The organism is Rhizobium sp. FG113 (genome assembly GCF_057809895.1).
The window spans coordinates 39,020-56,929 of the sequence record NZ_JBMDKV010000004.1; the positions used below are offsets into that span (position 1 = coordinate 39,020).

At 61.8% G+C, this 17,910-nt stretch carries 19 protein-coding genes; 13 read left to right on the forward strand and 6 right to left on the reverse strand.

All coding sequences use genetic code 11. The annotated features are described in order from the left end of the window. Positions 1-261 precede the first annotated feature (261 nt). Both ACODTZ_RS13120 and ACODTZ_RS13125 read left to right on the forward strand, forming a co-directional pair. Entirely contained in the window at positions 262-1,515 is a 1,254-nt protein-coding gene (locus tag ACODTZ_RS13120) for a GGDEF domain-containing protein (protein ID WP_489026261.1), read from the forward strand. Positions 1,516-1,580: 65 nt separating this feature from the next. After that, entirely contained in the window at positions 1,581-2,834 is a 1,254-nt protein-coding gene (locus tag ACODTZ_RS13125) for a cytochrome P450 (RefSeq protein WP_489026262.1), read from the forward strand. 90 nt (positions 2,835-2,924) lie between these two features. On the opposite strand, the gene ACODTZ_RS13130 is transcribed toward ACODTZ_RS13125, so the two are convergent. Further along, positions 2,925-4,259, reverse strand: coding sequence for a dicarboxylate/amino acid:cation symporter (locus ACODTZ_RS13130; protein WP_113238554.1), 1,335 nt, complete (start codon positions 4,257-4,259; stop codon positions 2,925-2,927). A gap of 237 nt (positions 4,260-4,496) precedes the next feature. On the opposite strand from ACODTZ_RS13130, the gene ACODTZ_RS13135 reads away from it, so the two are divergent. Next, entirely contained in the window at positions 4,497-6,359 is a 1,863-nt protein-coding gene (locus tag ACODTZ_RS13135) for a sensor histidine kinase (protein WP_489026264.1), read from the forward strand. Continuing rightward, positions 6,356-7,723: a sigma-54-dependent transcriptional regulator gene (locus tag ACODTZ_RS13140; protein WP_489026266.1), complete on the forward strand. Its 1,368-nt coding sequence runs from the start codon at positions 6,356-6,358 to the stop codon at positions 7,721-7,723. Before ACODTZ_RS13135 ends, ACODTZ_RS13140 begins: the two co-directional genes overlap by 4 nt. On the opposite strand, the gene ACODTZ_RS13145 is transcribed toward ACODTZ_RS13140, so the two are convergent. After that, positions 7,720-8,526 carry an SDR family NAD(P)-dependent oxidoreductase gene (locus ACODTZ_RS13145; RefSeq protein WP_489026267.1) on the reverse strand — a complete coding sequence of 269 codons (807 nt, stop codon included), beginning with the start codon at positions 8,524-8,526 and terminating at the stop codon, positions 7,720-7,722. The genes ACODTZ_RS13140 and ACODTZ_RS13145 overlap by 4 nt on opposite strands. 185 nt (positions 8,527-8,711) lie before the next feature. On the opposite strand from ACODTZ_RS13145, the gene ACODTZ_RS13150 reads away from it, so the two are divergent. Continuing rightward, positions 8,712-9,191 (forward strand): MarR family winged helix-turn-helix transcriptional regulator, encoded by a 480-nt coding sequence (locus ACODTZ_RS13150; protein WP_162737559.1) that lies wholly within the window; start codon positions 8,712-8,714, stop codon positions 9,189-9,191. 39 nt (positions 9,192-9,230) lie between these two features. On the opposite strand, the gene ACODTZ_RS13155 is transcribed toward ACODTZ_RS13150, so the two are convergent. The 3 genes from ACODTZ_RS13155 to ACODTZ_RS13165 form a co-directional block, all read right to left on the reverse strand. Further along, positions 9,231-9,575: a cupin domain-containing protein gene (locus tag ACODTZ_RS13155; protein WP_489026268.1), complete on the reverse strand. Its 345-nt coding sequence runs from the start codon at positions 9,573-9,575 to the stop codon at positions 9,231-9,233. A gap of 6 nt (positions 9,576-9,581) precedes the next feature. Beyond that, positions 9,582-10,865, reverse strand: coding sequence for an O-acetylhomoserine aminocarboxypropyltransferase (locus tag ACODTZ_RS13160; RefSeq protein ID WP_047510539.1), 1,284 nt, complete (start codon positions 10,863-10,865; stop codon positions 9,582-9,584). 112 nt (positions 10,866-10,977) lie between these two features. After that, entirely contained in the window at positions 10,978-11,406 is a 429-nt protein-coding gene (locus ACODTZ_RS13165) for a CoA-binding protein (RefSeq protein WP_489026270.1), read from the reverse strand. Between the two features lie 84 nt (positions 11,407-11,490). Between ACODTZ_RS13165 and ACODTZ_RS13170 the strand changes: the two genes are divergently transcribed. Then, positions 11,491-11,820: a hypothetical protein gene (locus ACODTZ_RS13170; RefSeq protein ID WP_413390831.1), complete on the forward strand. Its 330-nt coding sequence runs from the start codon at positions 11,491-11,493 to the stop codon at positions 11,818-11,820. Between the two features lie 402 nt (positions 11,821-12,222). Next, a complete protein-coding gene (locus ACODTZ_RS13175; RefSeq protein ID WP_489026271.1) occupies positions 12,223-13,059 on the forward strand; it encodes an EamA family transporter in 837 nt (278 codons plus the stop codon). A 22-nt stretch (positions 13,060-13,081) separates the two neighbouring features. On the opposite strand, the gene ACODTZ_RS13180 is transcribed toward ACODTZ_RS13175, so the two are convergent. Further along, positions 13,082-13,912 (reverse strand): enoyl-CoA hydratase, encoded by an 831-nt coding sequence (locus tag ACODTZ_RS13180; protein WP_209233199.1) that lies wholly within the window; start codon positions 13,910-13,912, stop codon positions 13,082-13,084. A 340-nt stretch (positions 13,913-14,252) separates the two neighbouring features. Between ACODTZ_RS13180 and rplM the strand changes: the two genes are divergently transcribed. The 6 genes from rplM (at position 14,253) to argC (ending at position 17,901) form a co-directional block, all read left to right on the forward strand. Then, positions 14,253-14,717 (forward strand): 50S ribosomal protein L13, encoded by a 465-nt coding sequence (gene rplM / locus ACODTZ_RS13185; RefSeq protein WP_018900238.1) that lies wholly within the window; start codon positions 14,253-14,255, stop codon positions 14,715-14,717. A gap of 2 nt (positions 14,718-14,719) precedes the next feature. Next, entirely contained in the window at positions 14,720-15,187 is a 468-nt protein-coding gene (gene rpsI, locus ACODTZ_RS13190; protein WP_037177440.1) for a 30S ribosomal protein S9, read from the forward strand. Positions 15,188-15,289: 102 nt separating this feature from the next. Further along, positions 15,290-15,580, forward strand: coding sequence for a type II toxin-antitoxin system RelE/ParE family toxin (locus ACODTZ_RS13195; protein ID WP_112979490.1), 291 nt, complete (start codon positions 15,290-15,292; stop codon positions 15,578-15,580). Positions 15,581-15,582: 2 nt separating this feature from the next. After that, positions 15,583-15,879: an addiction module antidote protein gene (locus ACODTZ_RS13200; protein ID WP_112979489.1), complete on the forward strand. Its 297-nt coding sequence runs from the start codon at positions 15,583-15,585 to the stop codon at positions 15,877-15,879. Positions 15,880-15,945: 66 nt separating this feature from the next. Beyond that, complete coding sequence (gene speB, locus ACODTZ_RS13205; protein WP_489026274.1) at positions 15,946-16,905, forward strand: agmatinase; 960 nt, start codon at positions 15,946-15,948, stop codon at positions 16,903-16,905. Between the two features lie 63 nt (positions 16,906-16,968). Next, complete coding sequence (argC, locus tag ACODTZ_RS13210) at positions 16,969-17,901, forward strand: N-acetyl-gamma-glutamyl-phosphate reductase (protein ID WP_489026276.1); 933 nt, start codon at positions 16,969-16,971, stop codon at positions 17,899-17,901. The last annotated feature ends 9 nt before the right edge of the window (positions 17,902-17,910 follow it).

The following is a 17,910-nucleotide window of genomic DNA, read 5'->3' on the forward strand; positions in this document are numbered from 1 at the left end:
AAACCATGCCTGTTTTCATGGGCCCTCTGTAGGGAGATTCTTCGAAACCGTCATTAACGGCGTTGGGCCATACTCCCGGCTCACAACTTTTCTCTTCAGCAAGATGAAGAAATGCTGAATTCGCCCAGTATGGGACGCCGCTCATTTACCTCGTGGAAAGCCTATCGCCAGATAACGGACCAGGCCCGCGGGCTGCCGCTCCGCGATTAACAAAGTCGCCAGCTTATTTAGCGAGGATGCGGCCATACAAGGGGTATTGCCGTGTTCAATGTTACGACAGGACTGGCCATTTGGTGCTCCGAGGCTATGACGCTCGCGCTGGTCGCGTTCATTGCCTGGCGCCACAATGTCCGAGATAAAACTTATTTCTATTGGGGCTGGGGCTTTGCGCTCAGCGGCATTGGATTTGCATTGGTCGCATTGCGCGGCCACGTCCCGAGCTATTTGTCGGTCGAGGTGGGCAATACCATCGCGCTTGTCGGCCAGAGCGCCTGGGTGGCTGGATATCTGGCGCTCGACCGGCGCAAGATCGAGTGGTGGGTACTATTGCCGCCGGTCGTCTGGCTGGCCGGCGTGTTCTTGCCCTGGGTGCACGACGACTACCCGAACCGGGTTGCCCTCTACAACCTCGCCTCGGCAACGGGCGCGACGGCGCTGACCATGGCGGTCAGCTCGCCTGGGCTCAACCGGGAATCGGCGCGCGCCAAGCTCGCGGTCATGTTCATTCTGCAGGCCTGCGTCTGTTTTATCGCCGCCGGCGCGATCGCCGTGCTGTCGCCGGGTGATATGGAAGCGGCCAATATCGCGGGCCTCGCCGCTATGGGTACGGCACTAATGCTGACGCTTGCCTGCGCGCTGACGGTTCGTCTCATCATGGAGCGTTCGGAGCAGAAATTGCGTATTCTCAGCCTGACCGACACGCTGACGGGTGTTCTCAATCGCCGCGGCCTGTTTGCGCAGTTCACGCGCATCCAGACGAAGGCCTTCGACGAGAACCGCCAGGTCGCCGTTCTTCTGTTCGATCTCGACAATTTCAAGCGCATCAACGATCGCTTCGGCCACCAGGGCGGCGATGCCGTGCTGACGGTCTTCGCCCGCATGGCGCAGCAGTTCACCCCCGCAGGCGTGTTCGGCCGCATGGGCGGCGAGGAATTCGGCGCGTTCGCAAGCGTCGCCGACCAGACGGAGGCCGAAGCGCTGGCCGAAACGATACGCACCGAGTTCTGCCGCGTTCCCGTCAGCACCGGCGATGCCATCATTCCGGCCACCGTCAGCATTGGCGTTGCCCTTGCCTCGCCCATCGAGGCCAATATGGACAAGCTGGTATCGGCAGCCGACCGCGCGCTCTACGCCGCCAAGGCCGCGGGCCGCAACTGTACCGTCACCTTCGGCGAGGCCGAGGCGGCAGCACCCCCGCCGCCGGAAGAAAAGCCGGATCACACCACGGGCGAGCTCGTGCCGACGCTCGACGACCAGATCCATGCGCTGCGTCGCGTAGGTTCACTCGGACGCTGACAATAGGTTGTGCCCAGAGGTTGTCCTCTCTTCCCGAGATTGGGCAAATCCGCTAAGCCTCGGGCATGATCACATTGCCTTACATGTCCATTGACCCTGCCGCGCGCCGCGTCTCCATCGATGCACGCAGCCCCTTGTTCTACAGCAATCCCAATGCCGCATATGCGGCATTGCATACCCACTGTCCCACATTTTACTGGGAAGAGCAGAAGCAGTGGTTCTTCACCTCATATGACCATGTGAACGCGCTTTTGCGCGACCGTCGCTTCGGCCGGCAGATCCTGCATATCGCCAGCCGCGAAGAACTGGGGCTTCCCGAACCCGACCAGCACGTCGTCAATTTCGACCTTGCCGAACGCTACTCCTTGCTTGAGCTCGAGCCGCCGGAGCACACGCGCCTGCGCACGCTCGTCAACCGCGCTTTCGTCTCGCGCCATGTCGAGAAGATGAAGCCGGAGCTCGAGGAACTCGCCAACCGGCTGATCGACCAGTTCCAGCACAAGGGCGAGGTCGAGCTGCTTTCGGCCTTCGCTGACATCATCCCGGTCACGATGATCGCGCGGATGATCGGCATCCCCGAGGAGATGGGGCCGCAGCTCCTCAAGTGGTCGCACGCCTATATCCGCATGTATCTCTTCGGCCGCACCCGCGCCGACGAGGATGGCGCGGAGAAGGCTGCGACGGAATTCGCAGACTACGTGAAGACCGTGATCGCCGAGCGCCGCGCCAATCCGCGCGACGATCTCTTGACGCACATGATTCACACCGAGCACAAGGGCCAGTATCTGACCGAGGACGAACTCGTCTCGACGACGATCGTGCTTTTGAGTGCCGGGCATGAGGCGACCGTGCATCAGATCGGCAACTCAGTGCGGATGATCCTCGACAGCGGCTTTGCGCCTTCAGAACTGTTCAAGGACGAGGAAACGACCGAGCGGACCGTCGAGGAATCGCTGCGCATCTGCGCGCCGGTTCACATCTTCCAGCGCTGGGCGCTGGAGCCGGCCGAAATCGACGGCATATCGTTCAAGCGCGGCGACAAGGTGAGCCTGATCCTGGCTGCCGCCAACCTCGACCCGCTGAAATTCACCGATCCGCTGACCTTCAAGCCGGATCGCCGCGAGGCGGCCAACCTCTCCTTCGGCGCCGGCATTCACTTCTGCATCGGCGCGCCGCTGGCGCGGCTGGAGCTCAACGTGGTCTTGCCGATCCTGTTCGAGCGCTTGCCCGGCCTGAAGCTCGCTAAAACGCCCGAAGTAAAGGACGTCTACCATTTCCACGGGCTCGACCGGCTCGACCTCAGCTGGCCGACTAAATAAAACGACCGCGCTCCCTTTCGGGAGCGCGGCCGTCCGCCTTGGGAGGCACAGCTGCCTGTTAAAGGCAGGCTGTTCTTTGGTTCGTTTGCCTTATTCGGCGGCCTGCAGGCCGGGAACCGGCTGGTCGAGCTCTTCCGGAAGCTGGCCGGCCATGGCGGCGGCGAACTTTTCCTGGTCGAGTTCATTTTCCCAGCGGGCGACCACCACGGTGGCGACAGCGTTGCCGACTAGGTTGGTCAGAGCGCGGCATTCCGACATGAAGCGGTCGATACCGAGGATCAGCGCCATGCCGGCGACCGGCACCGAAGGCACGACCGACAGGGTCGCGGCCAGCGTGATGAAGCCGGCGCCGGTGATGCCTGCGGCACCCTTGGACGACAGCATCGCAACGAGGAGCAGCAGGATCTGGTCGCCGAGCGACAGATCGATGCCGGTTGCCTGGGCGATGAAGAGCGCTGCCAGCGTCATGTAGATGTTGGTGCCGTCGAGATTGAACGAATAGCCGGTCGGGATGACCAGGCCGACGACCGAGCGCTTGCAGCCGGCGCGTTCCATCTTCTGCATCAGACCCGGCAGAGCCGCTTCCGACGAGGACGTACCGAGGACGAGCAGCAACTCTTCCTTGATGTAGCGGATCAGCGACAGGATCGAGAAGCCGTTATACTTCGCAACCGCACCCAGCACGACCAGCACGAAAAGAAGCGCGGTGATGTAGAAGGTGAGGATGAGGTAGGCGAGATTGGCGACCGAACCGATACCGTATTTGCCGATGGTGAACGCCATGGCGCCGAACGCACCGATCGGGGCAGCCTTCATCAGGATGGCGACGAGGCGGAAGACAGGGGCGGTAAGCGCGGTCAGGAAATCCGTGACCGGCTTGCCCTTCTCGCCGACCATGCCGAGCGCGATGCCGAACAGGACCGAGAAGAACAGCACCTGCAGGATATCGCCCTGGGCGAATGCGCCGACGATGGTTTCCGGGATGATGTTCATCAGGAAGCCGGTGATCGTGGTTTCATGCGCCTTGGTGGCGTAGGTCGAGACCGCCTTGCCATCGAGCGTCGCGGGATCGATGTTCATGCCGGAGCCCGGATGCAAAAGGTTGCCGACGATGAGGCCGACGATGAGCGCGAGCGTCGAGAAGACGATGAAATAGAGCATCGCCTTGCCGGCGACGCGGCCGACCTTCTTCAGGTCGGACATGCCGGCGATGCCGGTGGCGACCGTGAGGAAGATAACCGGTGCGATGATCATCTTGACGAGGCGGATAAAGGCATCGCCTAGCGGCTTCAGGCTGGCGCCGAAGTCCGGCCAGAAATGGCCGATCAGCATGCCGGCGATGATGGCGACGACGACCTGGAAATAGAGATGCCGGTAGAACGGCATCTTTGTCCGCGGCTCGGCGGCTGGAATTGCAACACCCATAGTGTCCTCCATAAAGCCCCCAAACCTGACCGGCCTCCCGGGGCAACTGCGTTTCAATCAACAGCCTTCCGGCTATTCGCAGCTACTTTGCAATGACCGTGCCAGTTTCCTCGCGCCGCAATATCGCCATGATTCAAAACGGTTTTCTTCTGGGCTGAAACGTCGCCGGAGCCCGATTGCGCGAATTACCGCACAATTTCATTTGACGAATGTGCGAAAATCCGCACATTAAACGTCATGCCAGATACGCCAAGCATTCCGGGGTTTGAGACCATCGACGACGTCGATCGCAGGACGCGACGCGGCTGGATCCTCTTCGTCGCGCTCTCGGCCGCCTTGCTTGTCGCAGCCCTGATCGGTGCGGCGCTCTACGGGCGCAGTTCGTCCATCAACGCGCTCGCGACCCAGAGCCAGACCGATGCCAGCCTGAAGGTGGCGCTGCTGACCGCCGTGCTTGAGCGTCCCCGCGCGCTGCCATTGCTGCTCGCCGAGGACCAGCAGGTCCTGAATGCGCTGTCCTCTGCCAGTGTCACCGATATCGACATATTGAACCGCAAGCTGGAGCGGCTGGTGACGGGTACGCAGGCCGCGGTCCTCTATGTCATCGGCACCGACGGCCTTGCCATCGCGTCCAGCAACTGGCGCGAACCGATCAGCTTCGTGGGCAACGACTATACGTTCCGCGACTATTTCAAACGGGCGATGCAGCAGGGAACGGCGGAGCATTTCGCACTCGGCAGCGTCAGCAAACGCCCAGGCCTCTACATCTCGCGCCGGGTCGGCAGCGCCGACGCGCCGCTCGGCGTCGTGGTGGTGAAGCTGGAATTCGACCAGCTAGAAACCGACTGGCGCGACACGCGCCGGCCGGTCTACGTGACCGACGAGCACGGCGTCGTGCTGATCACCAGCATCCCCTCATGGCGCTTCATGACGGCGGTGCCGGTGCCGCAGCAAGAGCTCGCCGCCATCCGCGAGAGCCTGCAATTCGGCGACGCGCCGCTGACGCCACTGCCGGTCGTCAGGCCTGATATCATCGACCCCAAGACGTCGCTGGTTTCAGCGATCCTTCCCGGCAGCAGTGCCGCGGAATACCTGCGCCTCTACGCTACGGTGCCGACGACGCCCTGGCGGCTGGAGTATCTGGTGCCGACGGAGGCCGCCGTCGCCTCCTCTGTGCGGGAGATGCGGCTGCTGTCGCTCGCCGTGCTGGTGCCTATCCTCGCGGTTGCGGCGTTCCTGCTCCGGCGCAGGCAGAGTGCGGCCATGCGGATTGCGGTCGAATTGTCGATGCGAGAGGAGCTCGAGCGACGGGTCGCCGCCCGCACCGAGGATCTCAGCCGCGCGCGCGACCGCCTGCAGGAAGAGATCGCCGATCACAGGAACACCGAATCCAGACTGCAGGTCGTGCAGCAGGAGCTTGTCCAGGCAAACCGGCTTGCCATTCTCGGCCAGGTCGCAGCCGGTGTTGCGCATGAGATCAACCAACCGGTCGCGACCATCCGCGCCTATGCTGATAATGCCCGCGTCTTCCTCGACCGCGAACAGGCCGAGCCGGTGAAGGAGAATCTTGGCGCCATTGCAGCGCTGACAGAGCGGATCGGTTCGATCACCGAGGAGCTGAAGGCCTTCGCGCGCAAGGGCCGAACGGCGCCGGAGCCGGTGGAGCTGCGCGATGTGATCGAGGGCGCCGTGGTGCTGCTCAAGAGCCGCTTCGCCGGACAATTGCAGGCGCTCAGCATCAAGCTGCCGCCAGCAGGATTGCAAGTTCTCGGCAACAGGGTTCGGCTTGAGCAGATCCTGATCAACCTGTTTCAGAACGCGCTCGAAGCGCTGGAGGGACGTAGCGACGCGCGGGTGGAGATCTCGGCGGTCGCAACGGATGAGGATGTCGAGGTCATCGTCGCCGATAATGGTCCGGGAATACCCGCCGCCATCCTTGCCTCGTTGTTTACGCCCTTCAACACCTCCAAGGAGAAGGGCCTCGGCCTCGGCCTGGTGATCTCGAAGGATATCGTCGCCGATTACGGCGGACGCATCGAGGTTTCCAGCAGCGACCAGGGAACAAGCTTCATCGTGCATCTCGTGAGAGCAAAGCCATGACAGACGCCGCATCCATCTTCCTCGTCGACGACGACAAGGACCTTCTGCGCGCCACCAAGCAGACACTCGAACTGGCGGGCTTTTCCGTTTCCGCCTTCTCTTCGGCGGTCGATGCGCTGGCGGCGCTGACGGCGGATTTTCCTGGAATCATCGTTTCCGATATCCGCATGCCGCAGATCGACGGCCTGCAGCTGTTCGACCGCGTGCAGCGGCAGGACCAAGACCTTCCCGTCATCCTGGTCACCGGCCACGGCGATATTCCGATGGCGGTGAAGGCGATCCAGCAGGGTGTGTATGATTTCATCAGCAAGCCCTTCCCCGCCGACCGGCTGGTGCAGAGCGTGCGACGGGCCGTGGAGAAGCGGCGTCTGGTGCTGGAGAACCGAGCGCTCCGCAAGGCAAGCGAGCAGGTGCGCGACGACCTGCCGCTGATCGGCCAGACGCCGGCAATGGAGCGGCTGCGCCATACACTGCGGCAGATCGCCGATACCGACGTCGATGTTCTGGTGACCGGGGAGACCGGCAGCGGCAAGGAGGTCGTGGCCAGCCTGCTGCACCAGTGGGGACGGCGAAAGGCCGGAAACTTCGTGGCGCTCAATTGCGGCGCCCTGCCGGAGACCGTCATCGAGAGCGAGCTTTTCGGACACGAGCCCGGCGCCTTTACCGGCGCGCAGAAGAAGCGTGTCGGGCGTATCGAGCACGCCAGCGGCGGCACGCTGTTCCTCGACGAGATCGAGAGCATGGCGCCATCGACACAGGTGCAGATGCTGCGCGTGCTTGAAATGCGAGAGGTGACGCCGCTCGGAACCAACGAGGTGCGGCCGGTCGACCTGCGCGTGGTCGCGGCCGCCAAGGTCGATCTCGGCGATCCCAGACAGCGCGGTGAGTTCCGCGAGGATCTCTACTACCGGCTGAACGTCGTGACGATCTCGATCCCGCCGCTCAGGGAACGCCGTGACGACATCCCGCTGCTCTTCGGCTACTTCGCCGAGCGCGCGTCGAAGCGCTTCAAGCGCGACATGCCGGTAGCGTCTTCCGCCGTGCACCGGCATCTGCAGGGCCATGACTGGCCCGGCAACGTGCGTGAACTCTCGCATTTCGCGGAGCGTTTCGTGCTTGGGGTCGAGCAATTCGCCGGCAGCGCGTCCGAGGCGAAGCCTTCCGGTCTCGGCGAAGGCCTGCCCCTGCCCGATCGGCTGGACCGTTACGAGGCGAGCATCATCCGCGACGTGCTCGACGCAAATGACGGCGATGTGCGCAGGACGATCGCGGAGCTCGGCATTCCGCGAAAGACCTTCTACGACAAGCTGCAGCGCCACGGCATCGTGCGTGCCGACTTCGCGCCGAGCGACGAGCGGAACTAGCCCGCGTTTGCTACGCCATAGCGGGCGGCGGGCTTGTTGTGCGAGAGGTTGGGACCAAGCGCAAATCGTGCTGCCGTTGCGGCATCGAGATCGCCGCTATCGGGCAAGGACGGGATGGTGACCAACTCGCCCTGATCGAAGCCCGCAAGGGCTGCGTCCACCATGTCGTTCACATCCATGACCATCGAGGGCGGCATCTGGTCGAAGGAGCGGCCAACGCGCTCGAAGATTTCAGTGCGGGTCAGGCCGGGCATGACCGCTTGAACCTTGACGCCCTTTTCCGCGACTTCCGAATGAATGGCCTGGGTAAGGTTGAGGACGAAAGCCTTGGTGGCGCTGTAGGTGCCGTTGAAACGCTCCGGAATATAGGCGACCACCGATGCGATGTTGATGATGGCGCCCCTGCCCCGCTCGGAAAAGGCCTGCGCGGCGGCGACGGCCAGCCGGTTGGCGGCAACCACGTTCAGCTCGATCATCGTTTCGAGATAATCGATGTCATCCTCCACCAGCGTGCCCTTGGGGCCGATGCCGGCATTGTTGACGAGCAGGCTGATATCCGCGTCCTCCCGCAGGCGCTTCTCGACAATCCTGACGTCGGCGCGATCGGTGAGGTCGGCCGGTAGCACGCTCACTTTCACACCGGTCTCACCGGTCAACCTGTCGGCCAGCGCCTGCAGACGCGCGGCATCGCGGGCGACGAAAACGAGATCGTAGCCGCGCTTGGCAAGGCGATCGGCATAGGTGGCGCCGATGCCGGACGAGGCGCCGGTGACGAGTGCGGTTCCGAGAGAAGCGGTGGACATTGCGGCATTCCTTCTTTGTTTGAACCCGCCCTGCTTGGTCTCACGGGGCGCGTTGAAATTTACTGGTATATGCCACTATATTTAGGCGACGGATCGGCGTGCGCAAGAGGCGCTGAAAAAGATGTGTCGTTTAGCGGTTGACGGACCGCCACCAATCGGAAGACATCACCGATGGAGAACATGCGATGGCAGAGAGCAACACCCCTGACGGGGCATGGAATTATTGCAGCAACAGCGCGCTCAAGCGCGCCTCACGGCAGTTGGGCCAGCTTTATGAAGACCTGCTGGCGCCGAGCGGCTTGAAGATCACGCAATACACGCTGCTGACGCAGATCAAGCTTGGCCGCGAAACGCCGCTGAAGCTACTTGCGGAGGCGATGGTGATGGATCTCTCCGCGCTCGGCCACACGCTGAAGCCGCTGCAGCGCGATGGGCTGGTTGAGCTTGTGGCCGACGAGCACGACCGCCGCGTCAAGCGGGTGCGGCTGACCGAGAAGGGCAATCGATTGTGGAGCAACACGAACGGCCTGTGGCGCGAGGCACAGGCGCGTTTCGACGCGGCCTTCGGAAAAGAAGCCTCCGAAAACCTCCGGCGAACGATGGATCTCATCGCATCGCCAGGCTTTGCCGCGGCATTTTCCGGGGCCCGACAGGATCAGGATTGAAGAGCGCAGCAAGGATGTCCCTGCGCAGGGACAGCGCCATCAGAGCCTGATGACGTAGTCCTTGCGAGTCGTTTCAATGACTTCCCACGTTCCCTTGAAGCCGGGTCTCAGGATCATCCGGTCGCCGGCGCGCAGATGGACGGGCTCGCCATCGTCTTCGGTGACGACCGAATGGCCTGACAATACGTTGAAATATTCCCACTCATCATAAACGATGCGCCACTTGCCCGGCGTCGCCTCCCAGATGCCCGCATAGAGACCGCCATCGGCCTCCTCCAGGTTCCATGTCCGAAACTGCGGATCGCCCGCGATCAACCGATCCTCCGCCGGGGCGCCGACCTCAGGTTCGACGCCTGTGATATCGAGCTTGAGCTGCTTTGCCATTCCGCCTCACACCTTCGCCAGCGACTGTTCGAGATCGGCGATGATGTCCTTGACGTCCTCGATGCCGATCGAGAGGCGCACGACATCCGGGCCGGCGCCGGCGGCGGTCTTTTGCTCGTCGGTCAGCTGGCGGTGGGTCGTCGAGGCCGGGTGGATGACCAGCGAGCGGGTGTCGCCGATATTGGCGAGGTGAGAGAAGAGCTGAAGGCCTTCGACCAGCGACTTGCCGGCTTCGTAGCCGCCCTTGACGCCGAAGGTGAAGACGGAGCCCGCACCCTTCGGCGAATAGCGCTGCTGCAAGGCGTGGTTCGGATCGTCCTCAAGGCCGGCGTAGTTGACCCATGCGATCTTGCTATGCGCCTTCAGCCATTTGGCGACCGTCGCGGCGTTTTCGCTGTGGCGCTGCATGCGCAACGGCAGCGTCTCGATGCCGGTCAGGATCAGGAAGGCGTTAAAGGGCGAGATGGCCGGGCCGAGGTCGCGCAGGCCGAGAACGCGGCAGGCGATGGCGAAGGCGAAGTTGCCGAAGGTGGAGTGCAGGACCACGCCGTTATACTCAGGCCTTGGGCTCGAAAGCATCGGGTAGTTGCCCGACTTCGACCAGTCGAAGGTGCCGCCGTCGACGATGATGCCGCCCATGGAATTGCCGTGGCCGCCGAGGAATTTGGTCAGCGAATGCACGACGATATCGGCGCCGTGCTCGATCGGGCGGATCAGATAGGGGCTGGCCATCGTGTTGTCGACGATCAGCGGCAGGCCGTGCTTGTGGGCGACATCGGCGATTGCCGCGATATCGACGAAGGTCCCGCCGGGATTGGCGAGGCTTTCGATGAAGATGGCGCGGGTGTTTTCGTCGATCTGGCTTTCGAAGCTCGCCGGATCGGCGGAATCACCCCAGCGCACCTGCCAGCCGAAGTTATCGAAAGCGTGGCCGAACTGGTTGATGGAGCCGCCGTACAGCCGCTTGGCTGCAACGAAGTTTTCACCTGGGCGCAGCAGCGTGTGGAAGACTATCATCTGCGCGGCATGGCCGGAGGCGACGGCGAGCGCTGCCGTGCCGCCCTCAAGTGCCGCGACACGCTCTTCGAGCACCGCCTGGGTGGGATTCATGATGCGGGTGTAGATGTTGCCGAATTCCTGCAGGCCGAAGAGTGCCGCCGCATGATCGGCATCGTTGAAGACGTAAGCCGTCGTCTGATAGATCGGCGTGGCGCGGGCGCCGGTCGCCGGATCGGGCTTTGCGCCCGCATGCACGGCCAACGTATTGAAACCCGGATCATTCGCGGTCATGAAGTCCTCCCGTTCTGATTTGACATTATGGCGGCGAGCATAGCGGACGATCGGCAAAAGTTAATCGCCATCCGTTTCAACCGAAACGCGTTTGGCGAAAAATTTGCCCTTCTCAGCCGATGAGGCGTGGGTACTCGATTGCCGGGCAGCGGTCCATGACAACCTTGATGCCGGCCGCCTCGGCTTTGGCGGCAGCGGCATCGTCGCGCACGCCGAGCTGCGCCCAGATCACTTTCGGTCGCGGGTTCATCGCCAGCGCCTCGTCCACCACCTCCGCCAGATAGTTTGAGGCCCGGAAGACGTCGACCATGTCGACCGCAACAGGCACGTCAGCGAGGTGGCCGAAGACCTCCTGCCCTTGGATGCGCTTGCCGACCTGGCCGGGATTGACGGGCACGACCTCGTAACCACGCGACAGAAGATAGCCCATGACGCCATTGCTCGGCCTTGCGGGATTGGGCGACGCGCCGGTGAGCGCTATCGTCTTCACCGACCGGAGGATATCGAGGATGTATTCGTCGCTATAGTGATCGTGATCCATCTTTCCTTGTCTCCAACTCAATGACAGCGCTAAAGCGTTTCCTATATATAATAGGTACGCCAGACGCCGAAGGAGGAGATCGCCGTGAGAAAAGTGCTTGTGTTCGCCGCCGCGCTGCTCGCCGCCACGCCGGCGCTCGCCATATCGCGCTACAATTCGCAGACGATCAGCTGCGACCGGGCACGCGCCGCCATCCATAACGAGGGAGCGGTCATCTTGCGCTACCCCTCCACCCGCGTTCGCGGCATGACGCTCTACGACAGATATGTGCGCAACAGCCGCATGTGCGACGCCAACGAATATGCCGAATGGACCACGGTTCCGACCAAGGACAACGCGAAATGCCGGGTTCTGAACTGTCAGAATATCGACAACCTGGACGGGATGCTGTTCATTCCGGATAATTCGCTCTGAGACCTGAAATTCCGGTTGAGCGGCTGCCCATCAGACGGGCATAAAACCCACCAATTTTGACAGGCCGATCTCGCCCTCGCTTGGTTTTTTGTGATCTATTTGCATCACCCAGTCGGGTTAATGCACTCGCCTTAGCAAATGTTCATTGTATATCCCGTTTATGTCCCCATCTGTTCACGGCCATTTTAGAAACACCTCATAGTTGAATGAGGAAAAAATGTTTGAAACTTCTGGCGTACGTATCGCAACGACCGCTTGGCGATGTGATCGTCCGAAGGTTGCATAATCGATTAAGCAGGGTCGGCGCTGCATAGCTTCGTCTCAATGGCCGCTGTTGCATTTTCCTGATGACGGCGTAACAAGCTTTGTCCCGTCTTTTCGCCACACCATCAGGTAGTTCTTTTGTCCCTCACCGTCATCCTGCTGGTCCTCTTCGGCGCGCTTCTTCACGCGACCTGGAACGCATTGATCAAGGCCGGGACGGACAAGGCGCTGGATGCCAGCCTGATCTCGGCGGGCGGAGCGATCGCGGCCTTGCCTTTTCTGCCGTTCCTGCCGTTTCCCGCTGTCGAGGCCCTGCCCTATATCGGCGCCTCGGCGATTTTGCAGTTCGCCTATTTCCAGCTGGTCGCAGGCGCCTATCGTGCCGGCGATATCGGCCTCGTCTATCCTCTCATGCGTGGCTGCGCGCCGCTCTTGGTGGCGGCAACCAGCGGCTTCGTTCTTGGCGAGAGCCTGTCGGGCGGCGCGCTGATCGGCACGATTACGATCTGCGCCGGCATTCTGACGCTCGCCTTCGAGGCCAAGCGCGGCAGCGGCCACGCCATTCGGCTGGCGCTCGCCAATGCCATGGTCATCGCCACCTACACCTATGTCGACGGCATCGGGGCGCGGATATCGGGCAATGCGATCTCCTATACGCTGTGGATGTCGCTGTTGCCGCCGGTATTGCTGCTCAGCTGGGCGATCTCGCGGCGCGGCGCCTATGCGGTTGCGATGCATGTGAAGGTGAACTGGTGGCGTGGCCTGATCGGCGGCACCGGTTCGATCGCATCCTATGGGCTGGCGCTCTGGGCCATGACCAAGGCGCCTGTCGCCACCGTCGCCGCGCTGCGCGAGACGTCTATCCTCTTCGCGCTCATCATCTCCGTCGTGTTCTTGAAGGAGAAAGCCAGCCCCTGGCGCTATCTCGCCGGCGCGATCATCGCGCTCGGCGGGCTATTGCTGAAGCTGGCTTAAAAGGCTCCGAGCTCCGCCGAGTTCAGTCCCGCGTCCAATCCGGCATCCTGTTCTCCAGGAATGCCCCGATCCCCTCTTCCGCATCCTCGGTCATCATGCTGTCCACCATGACTTCCGCGGCATAGCCGTAGGCTTCCTCGATCGGCATTTCGACCTGTCGATAGAAGGCCTCCTTTCCGATCTGGAGCGCCATGGGCGATTTGCTTGCAATCACCGACGCGTATTTGGTGACGACCTGCTGCAGATATTGTTTCGGCACGATGCGGTTGACCAGGCCGAAATCCTTGGCTGTCGAGGCGTCGATCGTCTCGCCGGTCAAAAGCATCTCCATCGCCTGCTTGCGATGGGCGGAGCGCGTCAGCGCCACCATCGGCGTCGCGCAGAAGAGCCCGATATTGACGCCCGGCGTGCAGAATGTCGCGGTATCGGTGCAGATCGCGAGATCACAGGAAGCGACGAGCTGGCACCCGGCGGCGGTCGCAAGTCCGTCGATCTCGGCGATGACGGGCTTCGGCAGCTTGGTGATCTCCAGCATCAGATCGGCCGCGAGCGCGAAGGTCTCCTCGAAGAAGGCTTCGCCGTCATCGGCATCGGCGCGATGCTCGGTCAACTCCTTGAGATCATGGCCGGCCGAGAAGACATCGCCGGTCGATGCGATGATCACCACACGCACGTCGTCGTCCTCGGACGCATTCTGCAACTCGCCCATCAGCGTCTCCATCATGGCGAGCGACAGGTGATTGGCGGGAGGATTGTTCAGGGTCAGCCGCAGCACGCCATCGGAAAGCTGGCGCAGCACGAGCGAACCGCTGGCTTTGCTGGCATCGGTGCGGAACGATAGAACTTCGGCCATGATGAAACTCCCTGCATGTCGATTTCGTGCTATCAGTCCTGCCACAAAAGGCCAGTCATTTCGAGGAGAAGCGATGCCTTTGACGCCAAAGCGCTCACATCGAGACGCTGAAAATTGAGGTATCAAAATACCACATACTTAAAGCGTTGATTTCATTGACTTGTTTTTACGGCAGCGACCCGCGACAATATTGACGCTGCCGACCTCAACCTCTATACACACCGCCAGAACGCAGCCTTTCCCGGCTGCTTTCTTTTTGGTGCGCTCCAGGGCTCCCAAATCAAGCAACAAGAAACGCCCTTTCGCCTTCGGGCCAAGGGATCAAAAGAGAGTAACTACTATGGCAACCTTCTCCCAGAAGCCTGCAGAGGTAGAGAAGAAGTGGGTCATCATCGACGCCGAAGGGCTTGTCGTTGGTCGTCTCGCTTCTGTTATCGCCATGCGTCTGCGCGGCAAGCACAAGGCTACCTTCACTCCTCACGTTGACGACGGCGACAATGTCATCGTCATCAATGCCGACAAGGTCGTATTCACCGGCAAGAAGTATTCCGACAAGGTTTACTACTGGCACACGGGTTTCGCCGGCGGCATCAAGGAGCGTACCGCTCGCCAGATCATGGAAGGCCGCTTCCCGGAGCGCGTTCTTGAAAAGGCAGTCGAGCGCATGGTTCCGCGTGGCCCGCTCGGTCGTCGCCAGATGAAGAACCTGCGCGTTTACGCTGGTTCCAACCATCCTCATGAAGCTCAGCAGCCTGTCGCTCTCGACGTGGCCTCGCTGAACAAGAAGAACGTAAGGAGCGCCTAAGAATGGCTGACCTCTCCTCCCTGAAGGATCTCGGCACGGCTACCGAAGCTTCGGCTCCGGCACACGTCCGTAAGGTCGATTCGCTTGGCCGCTCCTACGCGACCGGCAAGCGCAAGAACGCTGTTGCTCGTGTATGGGTCAAGCCGGGCTCCGGCAAGATCGTCATCAACGGCAAGGAATTCACGGAATACTTCGCACGTCCGGTTCTGCAGATGATTCTGCGTCAGCCGATCGTCGCTGCTGCCCGTGACGGCCAGTTCGACATCATCGCAACGGTTGCCGGCGGCGGTCTTTCCGGCCAGGCCGGTGCCGTTCGTCACGGCGTCTCCAAGGCTCTCACCTACTTCGAACCGGGCCTGCGCTCGGTCCTGAAGAAGGGTGGCTTCCTGACCCGCGACAGCCGCGTCGTCGAGCGTAAGAAGTACGGTAAGGCCAAGGCCCGCCGTTCGTTCCAGTTCTCCAAGCGTTAATCGCTTCGGACTTCGGAATGTGGAAAGGTCGGGTGCAAACCCGGCCTTTTTTCGTTTTGGCATGCGCTTTGACAATCCGGCGCCGTGAATTATAATTCACACATGATGGAAGTTCGCCAAACGCCTTTATTCGCCAGGTGGCTTGGCGACCTCCGGGATGGCAGAGCCCGCCTGCGTATCGCTGCGCGCATTCGCAGGATGGAACTCGGAAATCCAGGTGATGTGAAATCGGTTGGTGAAGGTGTGAGCGAGATGCGCATTTCGTACGGACCGGGTTATCGCATCTATTTCATCCGGACTGCGGACACGATCACCATCCTGCTGTGCGGCGGCGATAAGTCCTCACAGAGCCGCGACATCGTACTGGCGAAGCAGATGGCAAAGGAGATATGAACATGCCTCTCGAAACCACACGCTTCGACATTCAGGATCACCTGAAGACGCCGGAAGACCGACTTCTTTATCTCGAGGCGGCATTCGATGATGGCGATCCTGCCCTTATCGCGCATGCGCTAGGCGATGTCGCCCGAACAGTCGGCATGACGTCTATCGCCAAGGACGCAGGCGTCACGCGGGAAGCGCTCTATAAGGCGCTCAGCGAAACAGGCGACCCGCGGTTGTCTACCTTCTTCGGCGTCATCAAGGCGCTTGGGCTGAAGATTTCCATCGAGGCGGATCAGGACGCCGCTTGAGTTTCATCATGGGCCTGAGACAGCGCCTATGACCTTCACCGAGCTTCCAAACCAAAGGACAGTCACTTGGCCAACAAGTCGATCGATCATGCTTTCACGGCAACGAGCCTCACCTCGGCGGCAACGGACCCGACCTTTGCCGGAGCGCTGTCCTTCATGCGCCGGCGCTTCACCAAGGATCTGACGGGCGCCGACGTGGTGGTATGGGGTGTCCCCTTCGATGCCGCGACCTCCAACCGGCCGGGCACGCGTTTCGGGCCGCAGGCGATCCGGCGGGCTTCGTCGATCTTCGACAATGATCCGCAATACCCCTTCAATCGCGATCTCTTCGCCGAGATGGCCGTCATCGACTACGGCGATTGCCTGCTGGACTACGGCAATCACCAGGAGACGCCAGCGGCAATAGAGCGGCAGGCGAAGACGATTGTCGATGCCGGCGCCTTCATGTTGACGCTGGGCGGCGACCATTACGTGACATGGCCGATCCTCAAGGCGCATGCGGCCAAGCACGGCCCGCTGGCGCTCGTACAGTTCGACGCGCATCAGGATACATGGTTCGACGACAACAAACGGATCGACCACGGCTCCTTCGTGGCGCGTGCGGTCCGCGATGGGATCATCGATCCGGATCGGTCGATCCAGATCGGCATCCGCACGCATGCGCCCGACGATTTCGGCATCAACATTCTCTATGGCCATCAGGTCGAGGAGATGAGCGCTGCTGAGATCGCCTCTACGATCATCTCGCACACCAAGGGCGCGCCCAGCTATCTGACCTTCGATATCGACTGCCTGGATCCGGCCTTTGCGCCCGGCACCGGTACGCCGGTCTCCGGCGGCCCGTCCAGCGCCAAAATCCTCTCCGTGCTGCAGCGGCTGCACCAGCTCGATATCCGCGGCGCCGACGTCGTCGAGGTGTCGCCCGCCTATGACCATGCCGACATCACCGCCATTGCGGGGGCGACGGTCGCGATGTATATGCTGGGGCTGCATGCCGAACGACGCGCGACAGCGTCACACGGCTGACTCATCCATCTTCCAAAATGATTCCGGACTTCTTTCTAACCTATTGAAAGTGTGAGCAAGACAATGGCACCGAAGATCTTCATCGATGGCGAACACGGCACGACGGGCCTGCAGATCCGCACGCGCATGGCCGGCCGCCGCGATGTCGAGCTTCTGTCCATTCCGGAAGCGGAGCGCCGCAATGCCGCGATCCGCGAGGACATGCTCAACAGCGCCGACATCGCCATTCTCTGCCTGCCCGACGATGCGTCGAAAGAAGCCGTGCAGATGGTCTCGGCCAACAACAATGTCCGCGTCATCGACACCTCGACCGCCTATCGCGTCGACCCATCCTGGGCCTATGGCTTTGCCGAGATGGACAAGGAGCAGGCTGGCAAGATCAGTTCGGCGCGCTTCGTTGCCAATCCGGGCTGCTACCCAACCGGCGCGATCGGCCTGATGCGGCCGCTGCGGGCCGCCGGCATTCTTGCGGACGGCTATCCCGTCACCGTCAACGCGGTCTCCGGCTATACCGGCGGCGGCAAGCAGATGATCGCGCAGATGGAAGACCAGAGCCGCGACGACGCGATCAGCGCGCCGCACTTCCTCTATGGTCTGACGCTGACGCATAAGCATGTGCCTGAGATGAAGATCCATGGCCTGCTCGACCGCGCGCCGATCTTCGCGCCATCGGTCGGCAAGTTCGCGCAGGGCATGATCGTCCAGGTTCCGCTGCATCTCGACATGCTGGCCGCTGGCACGACGCTGGAAAGCATTCACGCGGCGCTGACCGCCCATTATGCCGGCCAGGATATCGTCACGGTCGTGCCGCTCGCCGACAGCAGCAAGATGGCACGCGTCGATGCCGTCGAGCTCGCCGGCAAGGACACGATGAAGCTGTTCGTCTTCGGCACGCCGGGTGGTTCGCAGGTCAATCTCGTCGCCCTGCTCGACAATCTCGGCAAGGGCGCCTCGGGTGCCGCCGTGCAGAACATGGACCTGATGCTGGCCTCCTGAGCGAGGCCG